The sequence below is a fragment of the Butyrivibrio sp. AE2032 genome (assembly GCF_000702965.1).
Map to the genome: position 1 here is coordinate 1637505 of NZ_JNLF01000003.1, position 20454 is coordinate 1657958.

Consider the following 20454-nt stretch of genomic DNA (forward strand, 5'->3'; position numbering starts at 1 on the left):
CCATTACCCCTTTAGATTATGCACGAAAACTTCTACATCTTTAAAGAATTTCTCTTTTTCTCCTGCAATCATTTCCCTGTAGGACTGGAACTGCGCCTGATGCTGGGCGAAATTGTCGCAGATGTCGTGGAGCAGAGAATCTATTTTCTCAAGATTGTCAGAAGGATTTTCAAATTTGTATTGCTTTGGAATAGGGACATCGCCGTCAAAGGCTGCTGCGCCTTTTTTGTTAGTTATCACGCAGCATCCGTTAGCTGCAGCTTCTCTTGGAATGCGATCTTTTCCAGGGTGATTTCCAAAGTCGACGTAGACCTTTCCAGCCTCCATCATAAGCACCATGTGTGGAATATCCATATTAACAAGAGGAACCCAGGTGAGCCAGGATGCTTTATCGATAAGTGGCTTGATCTCATTGTAGCCCTTGGCGGGGTTGTAAAGACCTATGTTTTCCCGAAGCTGGGGCGGATAAATGAACTTGCCGTGGGCTTCGTTTATGTAGTCAGACAGATAAAGCCCATTGGCGCCGGGAATTTTTTTCTCAACGTAGTCCTTTGCATAGTAAGACTGATAGAGGTGAAGACAAATGTTGTCCTTGATAAAAGAAAGATTGGATTCGTTGGTTGAGACGATGTAATTATCTACGCTCATCCACCACAAAACCTTTTTAGCATGGGGATAATAGGGCATACTTAAGGTAAGTCCCTCCGGGAAGATAATGACACTATCGGGATTATCTAGGACATTAGCGTCCTTAACATGATCAGTGCCATAGATCTCATAGGCAGCAGGAGCAGGGACGTCCATTCCAAGTGCTTTCTCAAATGGAGCATCCAGGTCAACATAGCACATATATGCAGGGACATCAGTTATAGAGTTTATGGCACTGCAGAGCTGATGCGCAAGCTCTGCTCCTCCGCTGGTGTGACTTTGTGGGGCGAGTACGTAAATTGTCATTGGCTAGATCCTTTTGATATCGGAGCTTATCATAGTTGTCTATATTATTATAGCAAGAAATAGAAGAACTGTTGCTGGAATTAACGGCTTTTTGTGTGATATAAGATGCTTTATGGTAAAATTATCTTGTGAAGACATATAATGAATAATTTGGATTGAGAGTATAGATATCTAAGGAGAAGAGGCTTGAATATTCTGCTTTATGATTTTTTAAATGCATATACCCAGTATGACCTGATCTATTATCTGGAGAAGATGGGGCATAAGTGCCATAACGTTCAATACGACAGTGATGCTCTTCGGGCGGATACTGCAAAGTTCTCTTCCTTGATGTCAAAAGAGCTGTCGGAAGGGAATTATAATCTGGTTTTCACCTACAATTTTTGGCCTCAGGTATCACAGGTGTGCCACGACCATGATATCAAATATGTGTCCTGGTTCTTTGACAGTCCTCCGAATCTTGAGACTACCAAGTGCATGGAGTATTCCTGTAACAGAATCTTTTTCTTTACAAGATATGACTATGAAAAGTATAAGGGTATGGGCTTTGAGAATGTGTATTACCTTCCTTTGGCGGTGAACACTAACAGGCTCATGAATCTCAAAGTTGACAATGACAAATATGACGCTGATGTCTCTTTTGTAGGAAAGCTATATGAGGGCTATCTTCCTACATTTATGGCTTGTATGGATGATTACCAGAAGGGTTATGTGGATGCGGTGGTAAATTCGCAACTACAGATTTACGGTGCGTATATCATTGAGGAAGTGATTACAGAAGAGTTTGCTGAAAGTGTAAGACAGAGTTTTAAGAAGTATTCGGAAAAGGCTGTGCAGCCTAATAGGATGCAGCTATGCTGGCAGGTGGCAGCTCACGTCACTCACCTAGAGAGGATTACTCTACTTCGCATCTTGTCACAGAGGTGTGAAACTAAGCTTTACACCTATGAGTTCGGCGACCAGTTAAAGCGACTCCTTCCCCAGGTGAAGTACTGTGGATCCGTGAATTATCTTGAAGAAATGCCCCAGGTATTCAGAGCTACCAAAGTGAACCTCTGCCCAATCCTTAAGGCAAATCGTACAGGAATCCCACTTCGCGCCCTCGACATCATGGGCTGTGGAGGCTTTCTTCTTTCTGCATATCAGCAGGAGCTTTACGAGTACTTCCTGGATGGCCAGGAGTGCGTAATGTACACTTCAGTAGAGGATGCCATCGCAAAAGCGCTTTTCTACCTAAAAAATGATGACCTTAGAAATGCCATCGCTGCCGCCGGATTTGAGAAGATCAAGCAGGACTTCAGGTACGAGGACAGAGTTAGGACGCTTCTTGAAGCTTAGATGAATTAAATAGTTCCATTACACTTCCGGGATCTCCGCAGTAGTTGTCTGAAATTACAATTGCAGTTGCAGGATCATTGGAAGTGTCGAGTATACCAAGATGATTGTCTGTGAAATCTGCAAGCAGCTTCTTGTAATCTTCAATTAGTTCAGGGCGAAGCTGCGACATCACAGCAGGCATTTCCGGGTGTGGATGCCAGATGAATGTCTCCTCATCGGAAGATCCTTTAGACACGTTAAGAAAGTCTTCTATTCTCTTAATGAAAGAAGAACCATCAGTAAGCATTGATGTTATAGAGTTAGAGAATAGGGTGACTTTCTTTTTTGTACCATCTTCTCTGAATATGGAACTTTTCCAATCTACAGGTAGATTATTCAGAATGCTGTCTTTGTCATCAGACATCTCTTTTATTGCCTCGACCCTTGGGTGTCCCTTGCCGACAATCTTTTCAGAAAGAGCCTGCCTTTGCTGTGACTCTTCCTTTCCTGCCAGTAGTCTTATCATGGCTTCCTTCATGTTTTCTGATTGTAGGATTATTCTGCTGACGTTGTTAATGCCGGAAGGGCATAGATATTCTCTGAGCTTTTCTAGTTCCTTTAGATCATTAACATCGGGTTCCTGAATGATGTATGGCGGAATAAATATAAGCTCATCACATAAGCCTTTCAGGCACGAAGTGTAATATGAAGGATGAATACTTCCGCCGAGAGTATCATTATCATAGGCAGCCTGGATATAGATGGTATCAGGATGGATACCTGCCAGATCCACTGAATCGTATGCAGTGATGTCCACGTAGGAAGGATAGTTATCTGGATCATAGTGCATGCTATCCTTGTCGAGAGTATAGTCGGGCTTCTTGTCGTACCAGGGGATAGGGATAACCAAGACATGGTTTGCAGTGTCTTTTTTCAAAGATTTGTACAAGCTGTCAAATCCCGGCCATAGGGCTGGTGAACAAGGCAGGAACGCAATCTCTTTTCCGCAGGGGAATTCCCTTGTGAATTCGGATCTGGTAGCAGATAAGCTTCCCTGAAGGAGACTTATGCGCAGACCTTCGCTTGTTTCGGAACCAGAGCTCTCGCCTGAGATCTCCGTAGATACCATGTAAATATCTTCGCAAAGCTTTTCGAGCATTGCTACGGTAGCTGTTCCTTCTCCAAAGTCCTCTTCTATGGCGGTCCCAATGGCCACGGCACTTTCCTGACACTGTTGCAAAAGATCTATGGCAGCATCAGTATTGCCTGAAGCAGAAAGGCTCCCTACATGAGTGAAGACTTCAGAAATCAAATCAAACAGTTCTATTAAGTTTTGGATTTTTAATCTGTCCATTTTCATATTCAGAATATGTCCTTCATTTTACCCAAATAGTTGTGTAGCATGATTTTTCGTTCCTGCTCTGCGTAGAAGGGATAGCCATGAGCTGTTCCACCACGCTTGGGAGTCATATATTTATCTGTGTAGCAAACCGTAAGTATGTCGTTATAGCCCTCCGGAACCGGTACTTCCAGCATTTCAAAGGGCATGATGAGAGTGCTTTTGAACCAGGAGATTTTTCTTAGCATCCTGTCCTGGCCCATGGCCAGATGAGGGTACCATATTACGTGTCCACTTTCCTGAGGCTTTGTCATCATGGCGATGCTGTCAGCGAGCTTCCACAGTGAGTTTTTCATATGTTCATCACGCTTTATCTTTCTTCCGGTAATCCCTTCTAACTGAGAGAGGTATTCTTCAAATTCTCCAGATGCAATATAGTCTTCCATGTTCATGGCAAGAGAGTACGCGGCGATATATAGGTTTTTAACATAATCTCTCGTGTTCCGGTCAGCAGGAACGTAGTCCATTGGATACAGGTCAAGACCTGCCACATATGGGCAGTTAATGTACAGAGCAGTCAGCTCACTCTCTTTTGGGTTTGTTCCGATATCGATGACGCTTCTGTTTGTGATAAAGCCTTTTGGCTGATCACAGCGCTCATCAGTGTAGAAGCTGTAAACGTTACAGTAATCCGGAAGTTCATACTTTAAATAATTCATGAGATTCAGGTAGTCGGCTCTCATTACGCAAACGTCGATATCGTCATCCCATGGAATGTAACCCTTATGCCGTACAGTTCCAAGAAGCGTTCCGTAATCAACCCATATCCGAATTCCGTGTTTTCTGGCAATCTCCAGTGTCCTGTCCAGCATAGTGAGCTGTATGGCCCAGGCTCTTTTCATGGGCACTGGGATAAGAAAACCGTTTCGAGTTTCTTCTTTGAAAAATGTATCCGGAATGTTCAACATTGACGTATCTCCGCTAATCTGTTCCTATAAATAATTGGTCTTTAGTATATTATAATACATTTTGTTGTATAATAATCTTATATATACAAAATATGACAAGGGCGAATTCTGCGTGGACAACAAGCTTTGTGATCTCCAAAACTTAACCTTTCCCCCGGATTTCTTTTATGACGAAGAAAGATGCGGCTTTTACGTTTCTGAGATGATGAAGCGCTTTTGGGCTGCGCAGCTGGTGGTGCTTTCAGAAATCGATAAGATCTGCAGGAGGCATGATATCAAATGGTATGCAGATATGGGGACGTTGATTGGAGCCATAAGGCACAAAGGCTTCATTCCCTGGGACGATGATCTCGATATTTCCATTCTCTGTGATGATTGGGAGAGATTTTTTGAATGCGCAAGAAAAGAGCTTCCAGAGGGATATAAGGCGCTGACTGTCCATGACGATGAAGAATACACCCTTGCTCTTGGAAGAATAACAAATGGCAACACTATAAACTGTGATCCTGAGCATCTTAAGAAATTCTATGGATGCCCATATGCTGTGGGAGTAGATGTCTTTGCTATGGACAGGATCTATAACGATCCAAAGAAGGAAGAAGACCGCTCAAGGCGTGGGAAAGATGTTGCAAAAGCCAGTAAGCTGATTAGCCAAAAGGGAACAGAAGATCAGGAGGTTAGGAGTCTCCTTGCAGATATAGAGAGGGATAATCACGTTATTCTTCATAGAAAGGGAAATCTATCAAGAGAACTTGTCCTTTTGTTTGAAAAGATAATGAAGGAGTGCCGGGATGAGGATGCCAGGGAAGTGGCATCAATGTATGTGTGGATCACTGGACACTGGGCAAATGTTCCCATTGAAGTGTACAAGGAATGTATGCTTGCGGAATTTGAAGGGACCAGAATCAGTATTTCTACCAGATATGATCAGGTACTGAAGATATACTACGGGGATTATATGACCGTAAAGAGAGGGAAGTCAGCCCATGCTTACCCATGCTACAAAGAGCAGGAGCAGATTCTGGCAGAGCATCTTGGTCATAATCCTTACAGATACACTTTTGAAAAAGAAAAGTTTACACGGGAAAGAAGATTTCCAAGGTACAGGGATAATTTTATAAAGCCGGTAAGTGTTTTAGTAAGTGCCCACAAAAGCATTGATATGTTGTTTGAAGCAGGGAATATTTCCGGTGGTGCCCAAATGATTCAGGGATGTCAGGATGCAGCTGTGGCACTTGGGAATCTTATAGAGAACAGATTTGGCGATGGAACACAAGCAGTAAAAAAACTAGAGAATTACTGCGAGATGGTCTATGAAAATTCCCAGAATTGGTCCGAGATGGCAGTAGCACATTTGGATTCAGGTATCCGCGAGGTGGAAGAAGAAATTAGTAAGCTATTTGAAACTAGAAAGCGAATTCTTTTCCTCCCCTGTAGAGCTAAGTGGTGGGATACCATGAAACCTCTGTATGAAAAGGTTCTGGCCAGTGGATATGATGATGTGAGTGTAATACCGATACCGTATTATGATTGTGATTATCTGGGAAATATAGGTGGAGTGCATGATGAAGGAAACTCTTTTCCCAGAGATGAACACTTTACAAGTTTTGATGAGTACAATCTGATTGACATGAGACCGGATGAGATTGTGATACAAGTGCCTTACGATGGTTGGAGCTGCAGTATTACAGTTCCTGAGAAATTGTATTCTGATGAACTGCTTAAGTACACTGATGAACTTGTCTACATCCCCTGTTTTGACATTATGGATCCTGAGAGCGATAAGGATACCATAAATACGGCTCTTAGAACCTTTATTGAACAGCCTGCAGTTGTGAATGCGGATAAGGTGATTCTTAAGAGTGAGAAGATTCGGAACCTTTATGTGAGTGTTATGACGGAACTTGCAGGGGAGGAAACACGGGACTACTGGGAACAGAAGATGTGTCTTTTGAGGTGATCGATGCTTGAATTTCCAAAGGAATACTTCCGGGACGAAGTACGGGACGGTTTTTTGGTCAGTGAGACCATGAAAAGATCCTGGGCGGCCCATATGAAGATTCTGGATAAACTGAAAGTGTTGTTTAATAAGTATAACCTGACCTATTTTGCGGAGGTTGGGACGGCTCTTGGCGCCTATAGACATGGTGGATTCGTGCCCTGGGATGATGATATTGACATAGCTATGCTCAGAAAGGATTTCATGATCCTGATGGAGCATGCTGGTGAGATTGACGATGATCTTTGTATCAGGAGTGTATACAATTCAGAGACCTTTATGAATTTTCATGCTGTGTGTACTCACAAAGTGGACATATTGGAGTGGGATGATGACAGAATGAGGGATTATTACGGCTGCCCTTTTATCTGTTATGTGGACATATATCCGCTGGATTACTATCCGAGAGATCCTGAGAAGATGCAGATTTTCAGGGAGCTGTACTATTTCTCATTTAAGCAGGTCTATGATCTTCTTGACATCGAGAGTTCATTTAACAAAGGAAATCTCTTGTCCCTAGGGGAACTAAGAGCTATGAAGCAGGGAAAAGATAATCCGGAGGCGGAAAGTGCGTCGGTTACTCTGAAGGAGTTGGAACTTTTAAAGAGCTATATAAAAAACTACATGGGTGAAAACATCAGGTTTAAAGAGGATAAGCCCTTAAGAAACCAATTGTGCTTATGTGTTGAGAAAGTTGCTCAGATGTGCGCAGAGAAGGATTCGGACTTCATTGATTACTGTCCGAAGATTCCTATAAGCAAAAAGCTTCGCCCAAGGAATAAGGGTTGGTACGCAGATGTGAAGGAAGTGCCCTTTGAATGCACCACTATTAAGGTTCCCGTTGAATGTGCCAAAGCCTTGGAAGCTCATTATGGACCTAATTATATGGTGCCGATCAGAGGAAAGGCTGGTCACGATTATCCCTACTTCCGAGACGAAGTTACAGTTCTTGTGGGAGGAGATACAGGGGACAATTATGTTGGCATTTCTGAAGAGGAGGCTGAGATTCCACAGGAGTGGATAGAGGTCTTATTCAGGGGGGATGGTACTAAGAGGAAGATAACTCTGTACGGATTGTCGGCAACGGATGTGCTCAACAGAGGCGGCCCGGGAATCAACATGGTAAAAAATTATGTGGAGGAGATAGAGAATTCACCCGAAGATGTGCTTTTAATAATGTTGGCACCTGCAGGACTTAAGGACTTTATGGAGAGGTGCAGACTTGAGCTTTCTGGAGATTACACCCGGATGATTCAGGATTTTTCTTCCATGGAGAAGGTGATTTTTGATGATAATCCCGATTCAAGAGAGATGGCCATGGCAATGTCAGTGGCTGATGAGTATTACGGAGATAAATGCAGGCTTGCGGATTTGTGTCAGGAAATTGGCATACCGGTGACGATACTTGGATATTGAAGACAGTATAGAGGGGACAGACAGTATGAAGAAGATAATCATTTATGGTTCATTTGATCTCTTCCATAAGGGACACTATAGGATTCTGGAGAGAGCCAAGGCTCAGGGAGATTACCTTATCGTAGGTGTCACAACAGAATACTATGACAGGCAAAGGGGTAAGCTCAACCTTGTGGACCCAATAATGAAAAGAATTGAAAATGTCAAAAAGACTGGGTTTGCGGATGAAATCATAGTTGAGGACCATGATGGTCAGAAGATTGAGGATATCCAGAAATACGGAATTGATGCTATTGTTTTCGGATCTGACTGGATCGGGAAGTTTGACTATCTGAACAAGTACTGCAAGGTCATTTACCTTGATAGAACCCCTAATATCTCTTCGACTTCTATAAGAGGAGATATTATGACCCTGATTAAGCTGGGTATAGTGGGGACCGGAAGAATCGCCAGAAGATTTTTTGCTGAGACCAAGTTTGTATCAGGCATTGAAGCTGTTGCGGCGTATAATCCCGAGAGGGACAGCCTTGTAAACTTTACAGAGAGCATTCCTGTTATTCCATATGCTGAGGATTATGAGGAGTTCCTTAATGACGTGGATGCGGTATATGTGGCATCTCCCAATGAGACGCACGCAGACTATGTTAGAAGGGCGTTGGAAGCCGGAAAACATGTGCTTTGTGAGAAGCCAATGACCTTTACCTATGATGAGGCCGTTGATCTCTATGCTCTTGCCAAGAAACATGGCGTTGTGCTGATGGAAGGTATCAGAGCAGCGTATCTTCCGGGATTCCAGCAGCTTTTGTCTGTGGCAAGAGATGGAACAATCGGAGATATATGTGATATTGAGGCTTGCTTTACTCGAATCGGTGATCCCAGATCCAGAGAGATGTCTGATGCTAAATACGGTGGAGCTTTCATGGAATACGGAAGCTACACGATGCTGCCAATATTTAAGATCCTTGGAATGGACTACGAAGAAGTTCGATTGGATTCTATCCTTGGTAAGGACGGAATAGATATCTTTACAAAGGTGCAGTTCAGATATAAGAACGCCCTGGCTACCTCCAAGACCGGAGCCGGTGTCAAGTCTGAAGGTCAGCTGGTAATTGCGGGAACAAAAGGATACATCCTGGCTCAGTCCCCCTGGTGGTTGATCCAGAGCTTTGATGTGCGCTACGAGGATGCAAGCCGCGTTGATCACTATGAGGCTAGCTTCAAGGGATCTGATGGCTTCAGATACGAGATTGCCGAGTTTCTTATGAAAATCAATGGTACCGGTGGTCATGACTTTAAGCTTACGGCTGAAGAATCCATCGCCATGGCTAAGGTTGTGGAGAAGTTTATGAGCATCAGAAGGCAGCAGCAAGGCTTTTGACATATTATTAATTTTTTATTATCTATGTAAACATTATCGAAAATGGTGCCAATGACGTGTGAATATGCCGATATATATGATAGAATGGAAGTACAAGGAAGCAATAAGCTTAAATTATTCTTGTATTGTAATGTCTTTGACTATATAATATCTTACATGTCTATTGTGGCAGCATTGTTAATTATGCTGCTATTTTGGTCTGTAAGAAGAAAACGGAAAGGAGATTTGAATTATGGCTACTTCAACATTCAATAAAGAGTTCAAACTCATGAATTCAAAAGAAGCTAATGCGTTTGCTGAAGCGATGAGTTCAGTTACTTCTCCGACCTTAAAGAAGAATTATAAGTCTGCATTAAAAAAGGAAAAAGAGGTTAGAGCTGCCTTGAAGAAGGCGCTTAAATAATAGATGCGAAATCATATCGTTTTATCTTTGGGAGAAATTCTTAAAAGCGGAGAATATAATGAAGAAAAGATATTATCATCTTTTTCTAGATTCAGATGTCCTCAAGAGCATGATCTTGAGGACTTTTTGGTGAAGAATGCAATCAGTTATGAGCTTAGGAACATAGGAAAAACATATTTGTTCATAAATAAAGCGAGTCTTGATGATGGAGAGTTTGTTGTTGATGCATATGTAACATTGGCAACAAAAGCAATTGATATATCTGAAATGTCAGGTAAAGGAAGAAGGAAAATGCTTGGTAATTATCCTGGCAGGGATGAACTGAAGACTATTTCAGCTTTTCTGATTGGACAATTGGGACGAGCTGATTATTGTGATAAAAAAGAATTAACAGGTGAGGATTTGTTAAATATGTGTTATAGCATTTTCAAGCAGGCAAGTAGCTTGATTGGCGGTGCAGTTGTTGTTTTGGAATGCAGAGAGCACATGTATGAAAAATTCTATGAAAAGCATGGATTTAAAAAGATAAGAGATAGTCTCAATTCTGATAATTTGTATGAACTATACAAAAAAGTAAACTTTGATGATTAAATGAGTGCTACCTGCCATTCTGGCAGGTTTTTTTATGCGCCGACGCGCTATGTGTGGTAACATATTGTTGTGGACGTAATATGGATAACTGCAATTACAGCAGGGGGCACAATAATTGGAAGAACAGAACAAGAAGTACAAACTGGGGTACACCCAGGGCGTATATGATATGTTTCATATTGGACACCTTCATATCATTAACAGTGCAGCTGCGCAGTGTGATAAACTCATTGTTGGCGTTAATTCTGATAGATTGGTTGCGGATTACAAGAATAAGAAGACCGTGATATGTCAGGAAGACCGGGCTGAGATTATTCGGAATCTGAAAAGCGTGGAAGAATGTGTCATTGTAGATACGCTGGACAAAGTTGAGCTTTATAAGAAGTATGGGTTCGATGCTGTGTTCATTGGCGATGACTGGAAGGGCAACGATAGATGGCTTCAGACAGAAAAGGACTTGGAACCATTTGGGGTAGATGTAGTTTATTTGCCACATACGCCGAATATTTCATCTACTATGCTCAGAGTTGAGATTCCGAGACGCGTTGACGAGAAGTGAATTACGACTATTGTCGGATAGAAAGGGGCTTCCTTTACGTGGGATCAGATGAAGAATATCTAAAACAAAGGAAAGAACAGGCAGAGCGCCTAAGTGCGCTCTTTATTTCTATGCGCGAGTATCCCATAAAAAACAACAAGATATGCTTCGCATGTTATGAGGGAGATGGGGGCTTTGGCTGCAATCCAAGATATATTGCAGAGGAACTTCATAAGCGAAATCCTTCGCTTGAGATGGTTTGGCTGACCCACGATACCTCAAGACCTTTCCCTGACTATATACAGTTGGTAGAAGATACACCGGAGAATACTGCATTTCATCTGTCTACAGCAAGAGTCTGGGTTGATAACTATAGGAAACCCTATGGGACGCTTAAACGGGAGGGGCAGCTTTATATCCAGACCTGGCATGCAACTATTGGTTTCAAGGCTGTTGGCCTTTTCAGGGGAGATGCCTTTCCTAAGATTGCAAGAATAGTAAGCGAATGGGACTCCTCGTTGGCAGATTATTTCCTGTCAAACTCTAAGTACTGCGATGATATATACCCAAAGAAACTCTTGTATAGTGGACCAACTCTGAGAGTTGGATCACCAAGAGTAGATACGCTGATCAATGATAGAGACAAACTCCATAGCATTATTAGACAGGAACTTGGGCTTGACCAGAACGTTAAGCTTCTGCTATTTGCGCCAACCTTCAGAAGCGGCAGCCAGCAGGGCAAAAGAGAAGTCACCTCCGAAACGCCTCAGATTGATTTTGATAAACTGATTGCTACGATAAAAGAACGCTTTGGCGGGGAATGGAAAGTGCTTCTACGTCTTCACCCGACTCTGGCAGCAAGATTGGATGAGATGCCTCTCTTAAAAAAAGATCCTCGTCTCATAGACGTAAGTCATCAGCCTGATATCAGCCATATCCTTGGCGGATGTGAGATGCTCCTGACCGACTACAGCAGCTGTGCATTTGACGCAGCATTTGCTCATATTCCGGTACAGTTATATGCAGATGATGTTAAGGACTACATCCAGTCCCGCGGTAAATTTATGTGGAAAAAAGAAGATCTTCCTTTCGACATGGCAGAAGACAATGATACACTTTTTGATAACATCAGAAACTTCGACGAGCAGCACTACAACAGTGCTGTAGACGCATTTATGTCTCAACACGAAGTGATTGAAGACGGCCATGCCAGTGAGAGAGTGGCAGATGTGATTGAAAAATACATTATGTGATAATTGATCATTTACTACCATTTTCTTATGTAGTACAATTACAAAACAGCACATATTTTTGTTGCTGCAAATGGGGCCCTCACAAATATAGGAGGAAATATGAACACAGATCAAAAAATAGACATCATTATGGAAAAACTTGACATGGTAGACTCTAAGGTAACCAATTTAGACTCTAAGGTAACTGATTTAGACTCAAAGATGACTAGCATGGAATCAAGGATGGATAAACTTGAAAAAGATGTTGGTGATATAAAGGAAGATATTGCTGATATTAACCTTACATTGGAAAATGAGATTCGAAGAGACATTAAGCGTATTGCTGAGGGTCATTTAGACTTGTCGCGTGAGCTCCATGAAGCTATTAAACCTCATGCTGAGTTTGAGATGCTCAGTATCAGAGTGGGATGGCTTGAGAATAAAGTTAATAAGCTGTCAAAAAAGAGAAAATCCTATAAGTGATTTAAGTAAACACTGAATTTAGCCGATATACCAGATAAGGATGTTTGTATCCTCATCTGGTATTTTTTATGCGCTGATACACTATATGTGGTAACATATTATTGGGTCGAGTAGATAAGGGGATTTCTCCCCTTATCCCTCTACAGAACCGGACGTGCGTCTTTCTCGCATCCGGCTCCTTGCAAAGTAAATTATTCAACAACCATCATTCATAGATACTGACGTACGTTCTGGGCGTTGCAAGGGGGTAGTCTCTCAACATATCGTTGAACTGGCCCCAGTTATAACTTCGCCGCTGGCTTCTGCGGTTAAGCCACTTGAACAGAAGCTTTCGTACTATATATTTAAAATCAGATATAGCCTTTGAGTTGTCAGTGATCCCGTAGTAATGGAAATATCCAACTAGCATGCTGTTCACTCTCTTAATAATTTCCTGTAACGGCAAGGTTCTCATATCAGCCAACCATCGATTGACTTCTTTGCATTTCTTTGTGAACTTTTTCTTGCTAGTCTTCCTCTTCACCCTGAACTTCCCGTTCCGACTCTTGGAACAGTAGTGTGTAAAACCCAGAAAGTCGAAGGTTTCAGGTTTTCCCTGCCCTCTGTTTCGCCTGTCTCTTTCGGCAAATCTACCGAATTCAATCAGTCGACTCTTGCTTTCTTCCAGTTCCAGTCCAAAGTATTCCATTCTGTGTTTCAGCCTTTTGTAGAATTGTTCAGCTTCATCTTTGTACTGAAAGCATACAACAAAGTCATCCGCATAAACTACCGCCCCTGCATAGCCTCTCAACTGTGGCTTAACAACATCATTAAACCACCACAGAAATACGTAATGCATGTATATATTTGCTATGACAGGTGAACAGACCGACCCTTGTCCACTACCTTCTTCTGTTTCCTCATATTGAAAGTCCTTTATTATCCCTGATTTCAGCATCCGCCTAACCAGTCGTATAACGTTCGGGTCTTTAATCCTTGACTCTACAAATTTGACTGCCCATCTATGGTCGATATGGTCGAAGAACCCTTTAATATCGGCGTCAAGTATATAGTTTGTCTTCTGTTTCTCAATCATAGAATTTAGTTTTCTTAGTGCCATATGACAGCTACGGCCGTTCCTGAATCCCATCATCTCCTCATAGAAATGAGGTTCAAAGACTGCTTCCAATATGCGCCTAAGCGCTTCTTGTACCAGCTTATCTTCATAACAGTAGATACTTAAAGGTCTGGTCTTTCCATTTCCCTTTGGTATCTCAACTCTCTTTGCAGGTTGTGGCCTATATGATTTCTTCTTCAGACTCGCTATTAGCCTATCAAGGTTCTCATCAAGATTATTCCCGTATTCCTCTTTTGTTACTCCGTCGATTCCTACGGCTTTATCCTTTTCCATCTTATTGTGACATTCCATTAACATTTCCTTGTCAATGAGATGTCCAATGGAAGTAAAGACCATTTCAGGGTTTTCTTTTGATAATTGCGATATTCTCTCCAATTTCGTTAACATTATTGTTCCACCTCTGTGTATGGATAATGTTACCTCAAAGATATAGCTTTGCATGGCAGGGCTTAGAGGTATAGCCCTTTCTCGCCTTCCCTCCAGAGGCATTACCCTCCTTCATCGGTACTATGCGGCCATCCGACTGCCTATGACTCATTTGCCCTCCTTCGTGAGTTGTCGGGCATACCACTTATACATTAGGGGCTTCACACTTGCCCTGATATGGAAGTCACAGGCTCTCCCCAGTTGACATGACACCATTGTGCGACATGGCTGACTCTCAACCCCGTGGCGTCGCGGCAATCTTCGCCATTAGCAATTGCACGCGTGTTGCCTTCCGCATCGCTTAATTACGTCGGCACACCATCTTAATTTATTTCGGGGCTAACATGCCTTATGACCCTATCGCCTAACTTCCTACGCTTAACCTACGCTGTTACCAACGCATGTTCAAGGTCGCTATTGGTGGTTGGCTAGACCTTACCAAATGGGATTTCCACCCATTAAATGCCATGCCCTTTGCTGGGCGCACTAAGCGTCAAATAATCCGCCTATCTGAAAAATAAACGCCGCAAGTTCATTTGCGGCGTGGTTTACGGCAGTTATCTGGTAATGTCTCGGACCAGGGTAATAACTGATCCAGACTTGCCGTATCTATATTTCCATTCTCATCACGGAGCTTTGGAAGCTCTGTAAGGAGGTGATCTACGTAGTAATAGGAGCTCAGATTATTTAATCTTGCAGTCTCAACAACTGAATAGATCACAGCACTGGCTTTTGCACCTCTGATGGTGTTCATGAACTCCCAGTTCTTCCTGCCTATAGTGAACGGCCTTATTGCTCGTTCGCTGGCTGAATTATCAATCGGGACTTCACCATCTTCAAGGAATACCCGCAGGTACTTCTCCTGATTGATGCAGTAGTTGAGTCCATCAAGAGTCTTGCCTTTTGTCAGTAGGCCGTCAGCTATACACTGTTTTGCCCACTCGAAATAGTCATCCACCAGAGGCTTTATGTCAGCTTTTCTGCGGATGAGTCTTTCCTCGGATGACAGCTCCTTTAGTTCGCCTTCGATTTGATATATCTCGGCGATTCTCTCAAGAGCTTCATTGGCTACCGACTGCTTTATCGATTTCTGGTTTTTCTTACCGATTGCTTTAAGCGCATCGGAGAAATCGCGTCTGGCATGGGCCCAGCAGTTTGCGCTTGTCACACCTTCAAGATGTTTCTCTATAAGGTGGTACTGCTGAAGTCCGTCGGTCACCAGGACTCCGTTGTAATCCCGATAGTAATTCTCGGGATGTTCATGATGCCGGGTCTTCTGATATTCAAAAAGGACGATCTGTCTGTCCCTGTAGAATTCGCCAGACCTGTGCACCCACATGTAGCTCTTGCTTCCTGCGGGCCGGTCATCATGTATCACTTCAACAGGTGTTTCATCTGCCTGTGTGACGTGATATGACAACAGAATCTCTCTGAGTCTGTCATACAGTGGAGTGAAATAATCCTCAGCACATCTAATGGTCCAGTTGGACATGGTCTGCTTGGAAAGGTTCAGTCCGAACTGATTGAAGTGACGTTCGATGCGGTCGAGGGGATTAGCATTTACATACTTGCCATTTATGATGGCTGCCTCAAGCGAAGGGGTTGCAATGCTTTTGGGGATCATCTCAACCGGTCGTTTTCCTCTGAGGAATTCGTCCTGATGATCACCTGTCTTCCCGACGATAACATCAACGGTATGTCTCTCAACTGTCCATGAAGCAGGAGTATAACGCACTTTGGTGAACTTATCCGGTTTCATCCTGCGCCAGCATCCTTCTCCAAAGAATGCGTCTGCTTCTTCGTCAGTAACGGGATGCGGAATGTTTTCCTCTGGGAAACCCTTAAGGTCTTCTTCCCGTTTTCCTGTTCTCTTATGGGAACGGTTTCTGGGTGGAAGGATATCCTCGGGATCATCTTCAGGTACATCCGGATCAGCAAAGACTTCTGCCTCATTAAAGAGAGTCATCTGTCCGGTTATCTGATCCAGCTGCTCGGTCTTTCTTCCGAACTGTCTCTGGTTAGAGATACGGATCTGTTCTATGAGAGCCTCCATGTTTTCATTGAGACGCTCCAGCTGATCCTGCTGGGAAAGAAACAGTGCTATGACTGCCTTCGGCCCAAGTTCATTCAGTTCTTCTTCAGTGTATTTATGCGCCATATCAATTCCTTTCCACGTATCTATTGTACAGGAAATGCGCATAAATAGCGAACTTGGCGCATATCAAGCTTCGTGATTATGCCTATGGATTATTAATTAATAGAGCCTCATACGCTGTAGGAAATATAGAGTTTTCAAAGTGCAACAAACGCTTCTGATTCAGCCCTCAAGGCATATATACAGGCGTTTACAGGCATCTGAGTGAAGTCAGAATGCCATATTTATCATGAAAACAGAGGCTTAAAAATTTCTCTGTTTTGCACAAGTAATTTAATAGATATGCTGTGGGTTTACCTGTTTTATCTTGGGTTTCAATGGGTTTAGCCCTATAAGTAAAAGATGATACTGCTCCGGAGTAAGGGCTACAGCCTGTGCCTCTGTGCGCGGCCAGTCAAACCGGCCATCTTCCAGGCGTTTATATAGCAGAAGGAAACCATCACCTTCCCAGAGAAGCGCTTTTATACGGTCAACTTTACGACCGCAGAAAAGAAACAGTGTTCCTTTCTCAAGCGGATTGAGATCGTACTTGGATCCAACCGCCTGTGCAAGGCCATTTATACCAAGCCTTAGGTCTGTATATCCTACAGCAATGTATATCTTGGTAACACCACCGAGTTCAGCGAGCATGGACAGCTACCTCCAGGATGCTTTTTAGCATCATAGGAGAAAGACTGTTATGGATTTCAATTTCCATCTTTCCAGCCCGAATAACTGCATCCGGTTTTTGAATAGTATTTTGAGATGCCTCATTCAGGATTGGCAGTTCTAATGCCTCGCCAGGTACTTCAGCAAAAGTCACCTCAGTCTTAGACTTATTTGTAGGAACAAGAGAAGTAGCTTGATCATAAAGCTCTTTGCGAACCCGGCGTTGCCAGTAATAATACGTTTTTATATTTATCCCGTTCTCGGCAACCCATTCTTGAGTTGTCTGACCTTCGGGACGTGACTGACAATTACGAATGATCTCAGCCCATTGGGCAAGTCTTACTTCATGAGTGATTTGATCCATGTTTAGCCTCCTTTAAAAAACTAGCTAGTTTCTTTAGTTTTATTAGTTTTTTAAAGTTTGACATATAAAGCGGATCAATCATAGGCGGATCATTTGACGCTTAGTGCGCCCAGCAAAGGGCATGGCATTTAATGGGTGGAAATCCCATTTGGTAAGGTCTAGCCAACCACCAATAGCGACCTTGAACATGCGTTGGTAACAGCGTAGGTTAAGCGTAGGAAGTTAGGCGATAGGGTCATAAGGCATGTTAGCCCCGAAATAAATTAAGATGGTGTGCCGACGTAATTAAGCGATGCGGAAGGCAACACGCGTGCAATTGCTAATGGCGAAGATTGCCGCGACGCCACGGGGTTGAGAGTCAGCCATGTCGCACAATGGTGTCATGTCAACTGGGGAGAGCCTGTGACTTCCATATCAGGGCAAGTGTGAAGCCCCTAATGTATAAGTGGTATGCCCGACAACTCACGAAGGAGGGCAAATGAGTCATAGGCAGTCGGATGGCCGCATAGTACCGATGAAGGAGGGTAATGCCTCTGGAGGGAAGGCGAGAAAGGGCTATACCTCTAAGCCCTGCCATGCAAAGCTATATCTTTGAGGAAACATTATCCATACACAGAGGTGGAACAATAATGTTAACGAAATTGGAGAGAATATCGCAATTATCAAAAGAAAACCCTGAAATGGTCTTTACTTCCATTGGACATCTCATTGACAAGGAAATGTTAATGGAATGTCACAATAAGATGGAAAAGGATAAAGCCGTAGGAATCGACGGAGTAACAAAAGAGGAATACGGGAATAATCTTGATGAGAACCTTGATAGGCTAATAGCGAGTCTGAAGAAGAAATCATATAGGCCACAACCTGCAAAGAGAGTTGAGATACCAAAGGGAAATGGAAAGACCAGACCTTTAAGTATCTACTGTTATGAAGATAAGCTGGTACAAGAAGCGCTTAGGCGCATATTGGAAGCAGTCTTTGAACCTCATTTCTATGAGGAGATGATGGGATTCAGGAACGGCCGTAGCTGTCATATGGCACTAAGAAAACTAAATTCTATGATTGAGAAACAGAAGACAAACTATATACTTGACGCCGATATTAAAGGGTTCTTCGACCATATCGACCATAGATGGGCAGTCAAATTTGTAGAGTCAAGGATTAAAGACCCGAACGTTATACGACTGGTTAGGCGGATGCTGAAATCAGGGATAATAAAGGACTTTCAATATGAGGAAACAGAAGAAGGTAGTGGACAAGGGTCGGTCTGTTCACCTGTCATAGCAAATATATACATGCATTACGTATTTCTGTGGTGGTTTAATGATGTTGTTAAGCCACAGTTGAGAGGCTATGCAGGGGCGGTAGTTTATGCGGATGACTTTGTTGTATGCTTTCAGTACAAAGATGAAGCTGAACAATTCTACAAAAGGCTGAAACACAGAATGGAATACTTTGGACTGGAACTGGAAGAAAGCAAGAGTCGACTGATTGAATTCGGTAGATTTGCCGAAAGAGACAGGCGAAACAGAGGGCAGGGAAAACCTGAAACCTTCGACTTTCTGGGTTTTACACACTACTGTTCCAAGAGTCGGAACGGGAAGTTCAGGGTGAAGAGGAAGACTAGCAAGAAAAAGTTCACAAAGAAATGCAAAGAAGTCAATCGATGGTTGGCTGATATGAGAACCTTGCCGTTACAGGAAATTATTAAGAGAGTGAACAGCATGCTAGTTGGATATTTCCATTACTACGGGATCACTGACAACTCAAAGGCTATATCTGATTTTAAATATATAGTACGAAAGCTTCTGTTCAAGTGGCTTAACCGCAGAAGCCAGCGGCGAAGTTATAACTGGGGCCAGTTCAACGATATGGAGAGAGACTACCCCCTTGCAACGCCCAGAACGTACGTCAGTATCTATGAATGATGGTTGTTGAATAATTTACTTTGCAAGGAGCCGGATGCGAGAAAGACGCACGTCCGGTTCTGTAGAGGGATAAGGGGAGAAATCCCCTTATCTACTCGACCTATTATTGTGGACGCAATTGAGATAATTGTGGGATGTTGCATTGGAGGTTCTTGAAGCTTGATAACCACAACGAATGATGTTGAACATTTTATAGAGAATATATATGGCCCATTATTCATCTATGGTGTAGGAAGAGTTGGATATAGGGTGGCTGATTTTATGTTCAAAACAGGAATACAATTTGCTGGATTTATTGACAAGGCCGCTGAAGAGGAATGCTTTCAGAAAGTCGGGGGGGTACTGTAATATATATTTGGTCTCAAAGAATTTGCCCAAATAATAGAGAAACAGGGAGAGGCTGTGCGTGTAATAGCAGCTATCTCGGATCCTTATACAGTTGTAAAAGAATTGCATTCGCTTGACCATAGCTATGAAATAATATGCCTGGTTCCTGAATATGAAGATTTTATTACCCCGGATAAAATTGTAGTAGATATAAATAAAATGCTTAGTTACTTCAGATCAAAATTGCTGATCGGAGAATTGCCAAGTATAATATCTAACTCCTGCATCGCGGGATTTATGTACAATATGCTGGGAATACAAAGCATGGGGACCTTGGTAGAAGGTGTCCCGTTGGGATGATTGAAGACCTTTCTGTTGTGTTTGTGCATGATAAAGATATGCAGAGTGTTGTGAGACATTGGAATGCATGTCGAAAGTTAGTGGATTATGATAATTTGGCCTTTGTCATGGAGGATTGCGGTAAATACCCAGTTACTGATCTTTTGGCAAGAGAGTTTTGTGAGTTGCATATTAAACACTTATTAGTTCTACGTAATCGCATATATTCTGGTTGTGATGGAGTTATTACTGTGAATCATTATCATTTTCATGAAAGAGGAATGGCCGTTGAAGAATGGTTTGATTTATTGGAATGGATTAATTCGTAAGAGTAATAATAAAGTCAGTAAACTGTCCCAATAATAGAAAACCATATAAGTGATTTAAGTAAACACTGAAATTAACCGATATACCAGATAGGGATGTTTGTATCCTCATCTGGTATTTTTTTATGCGCTTAAACACTATATGTGGTAACATATTATTATAGACGCAATAAGGATAATTGTGGAAATATTCATGCAATTATCAA

20 protein-coding genes are annotated in these 20454 nt (G+C 42.5%); 13 read left to right on the plus strand and 7 right to left on the minus strand.

All coding sequences use genetic code 11. The features are described from left to right. Positions 1-3: 3 nt before the first annotated feature. On the minus strand, positions 4-954 hold the full coding sequence (locus BO18_RS09275) for a hypothetical protein (protein ID WP_034445608.1): 951 nt from the start codon (positions 952-954) through the stop codon (positions 4-6). Positions 955-1140: 186 nt separating this feature from the next. Between BO18_RS09275 and BO18_RS09280 the strand changes: the two genes are divergently transcribed. After that, positions 1141-2292, plus strand: a complete 1152-nt coding sequence (locus BO18_RS09280; RefSeq protein ID WP_051688606.1) for a CgeB family protein — start codon at positions 1141-1143, stop codon at positions 2290-2292. Here BO18_RS09280 and BO18_RS09285 read toward each other — a convergent pair. Both BO18_RS09285 and BO18_RS09290 read right to left on the minus strand, forming a co-directional pair. Next, complete coding sequence (locus tag BO18_RS09285; RefSeq protein WP_185752384.1) at positions 2270-3625, minus strand: hypothetical protein; 1356 nt, start codon at positions 3623-3625, stop codon at positions 2270-2272. The two genes, BO18_RS09280 and BO18_RS09285, sit on opposite strands and share 23 nt — an antisense overlap. A gap of 8 nt (positions 3626-3633) precedes the next feature. Then, positions 3634-4578, minus strand: a complete 945-nt coding sequence (locus BO18_RS09290) for a LicD family protein (RefSeq protein ID WP_034445612.1) — start codon at positions 4576-4578, stop codon at positions 3634-3636. Between the two features lie 112 nt (positions 4579-4690). On the opposite strand from BO18_RS09290, the gene BO18_RS09295 reads away from it, so the two are divergent. The 8 genes from BO18_RS09295 (at position 4691) to BO18_RS09325 (ending at position 12618) form a co-directional block, all read left to right on the plus strand. Next, the gene (locus tag BO18_RS09295) at positions 4691-6538 is read left to right on the plus strand and encodes a LicD family protein (protein WP_034445614.1); all 1848 of its coding nucleotides are present in this window, start codon (positions 4691-4693) and stop codon (positions 6536-6538) included. Positions 6539-6631: 93 nt separating this feature from the next. After that, the gene (locus tag BO18_RS09300; protein ID WP_185752385.1) at positions 6632-7993 is read left to right on the plus strand and encodes a LicD family protein; all 1362 of its coding nucleotides are present in this window, start codon (positions 6632-6634) and stop codon (positions 7991-7993) included. A gap of 25 nt (positions 7994-8018) precedes the next feature. Continuing rightward, entirely contained in the window at positions 8019-9371 is a 1353-nt protein-coding gene (locus tag BO18_RS09305; RefSeq protein ID WP_034445617.1) for a Gfo/Idh/MocA family oxidoreductase, read from the plus strand. Between the two features lie 232 nt (positions 9372-9603). Next, positions 9604-9774 carry a hypothetical protein gene (locus BO18_RS34825; RefSeq protein ID WP_185752386.1) on the plus strand — a complete coding sequence of 57 codons (171 nt, stop codon included), beginning with the start codon at positions 9604-9606 and terminating at the stop codon, positions 9772-9774. Positions 9775-9777: 3 nt separating this feature from the next. After that, the gene (locus tag BO18_RS09310; protein WP_034445619.1) at positions 9778-10365 is read left to right on the plus strand and encodes a hypothetical protein; all 588 of its coding nucleotides are present in this window, start codon (positions 9778-9780) and stop codon (positions 10363-10365) included. 115 nt (positions 10366-10480) lie between these two features. Further along, positions 10481-10924: an adenylyltransferase/cytidyltransferase family protein gene (locus BO18_RS09315; protein WP_034445621.1), complete on the plus strand. Its 444-nt coding sequence runs from the start codon at positions 10481-10483 to the stop codon at positions 10922-10924. A gap of 38 nt (positions 10925-10962) precedes the next feature. Then, on the plus strand, positions 10963-12156 hold the full coding sequence (locus BO18_RS09320) for a CDP-glycerol glycerophosphotransferase family protein (protein ID WP_034445623.1): 1194 nt from the start codon (positions 10963-10965) through the stop codon (positions 12154-12156). Between the two features lie 99 nt (positions 12157-12255). Next, the gene (locus BO18_RS09325) at positions 12256-12618 is read left to right on the plus strand and encodes a hypothetical protein (protein ID WP_034445625.1); all 363 of its coding nucleotides are present in this window, start codon (positions 12256-12258) and stop codon (positions 12616-12618) included. Between the two features lie 205 nt (positions 12619-12823). Here BO18_RS09325 and ltrA (BO18_RS09330) read toward each other — a convergent pair whose 3' ends face one another. From ltrA (BO18_RS09330) to tnpA, 4 genes are all read right to left on the minus strand, one after another. Beyond that, positions 12824-14122 (minus strand): group II intron reverse transcriptase/maturase, encoded by a 1299-nt coding sequence (gene ltrA, locus BO18_RS09330; RefSeq protein WP_029320732.1) that lies wholly within the window; start codon positions 14120-14122, stop codon positions 12824-12826. A 571-nt stretch (positions 14123-14693) separates the two neighbouring features. Beyond that, a complete protein-coding gene (gene tnpC / locus BO18_RS09335; RefSeq protein WP_034445627.1) occupies positions 14694-16319 on the minus strand; it encodes an IS66 family transposase in 1626 nt (541 codons plus the stop codon). A 270-nt stretch (positions 16320-16589) separates the two neighbouring features. Continuing rightward, entirely contained in the window at positions 16590-16946 is a 357-nt protein-coding gene (gene tnpB / locus BO18_RS09340) for an IS66 family insertion sequence element accessory protein TnpB (RefSeq protein WP_034445629.1), read from the minus strand. After that, on the minus strand, positions 16936-17328 hold the full coding sequence (tnpA, locus tag BO18_RS09345) for an IS66 family insertion sequence element accessory protein TnpA (RefSeq protein ID WP_034445631.1): 393 nt from the start codon (positions 17326-17328) through the stop codon (positions 16936-16938). The genes tnpB and tnpA overlap by 11 nt, the downstream gene beginning before the upstream one ends. 629 nt (positions 17329-17957) lie before the next feature. Between tnpA and ltrA (BO18_RS09350) the strand changes: the two genes are divergently transcribed. From ltrA (BO18_RS09350) to BO18_RS09365, 4 genes are all read left to right on the plus strand, one after another. Then, positions 17958-19256, plus strand: a complete 1299-nt coding sequence (gene ltrA, locus BO18_RS09350; RefSeq protein WP_034447217.1) for a group II intron reverse transcriptase/maturase — start codon at positions 17958-17960, stop codon at positions 19254-19256. 159 nt (positions 19257-19415) lie between these two features. Further along, positions 19416-19604 carry a hypothetical protein gene (locus BO18_RS09355; RefSeq protein WP_034445633.1) on the plus strand — a complete coding sequence of 63 codons (189 nt, stop codon included), beginning with the start codon at positions 19416-19418 and terminating at the stop codon, positions 19602-19604. A gap of 54 nt (positions 19605-19658) precedes the next feature. Next, complete coding sequence (locus tag BO18_RS09360; protein WP_034445635.1) at positions 19659-19943, plus strand: hypothetical protein; 285 nt, start codon at positions 19659-19661, stop codon at positions 19941-19943. Beyond that, positions 19940-20251 carry a DUF1919 domain-containing protein gene (locus BO18_RS09365; RefSeq protein ID WP_034445637.1) on the plus strand — a complete coding sequence of 104 codons (312 nt, stop codon included), beginning with the start codon at positions 19940-19942 and terminating at the stop codon, positions 20249-20251. The genes BO18_RS09360 and BO18_RS09365 overlap by 4 nt, the downstream gene beginning before the upstream one ends. The last annotated feature ends 203 nt before the right edge of the window (positions 20252-20454 follow it).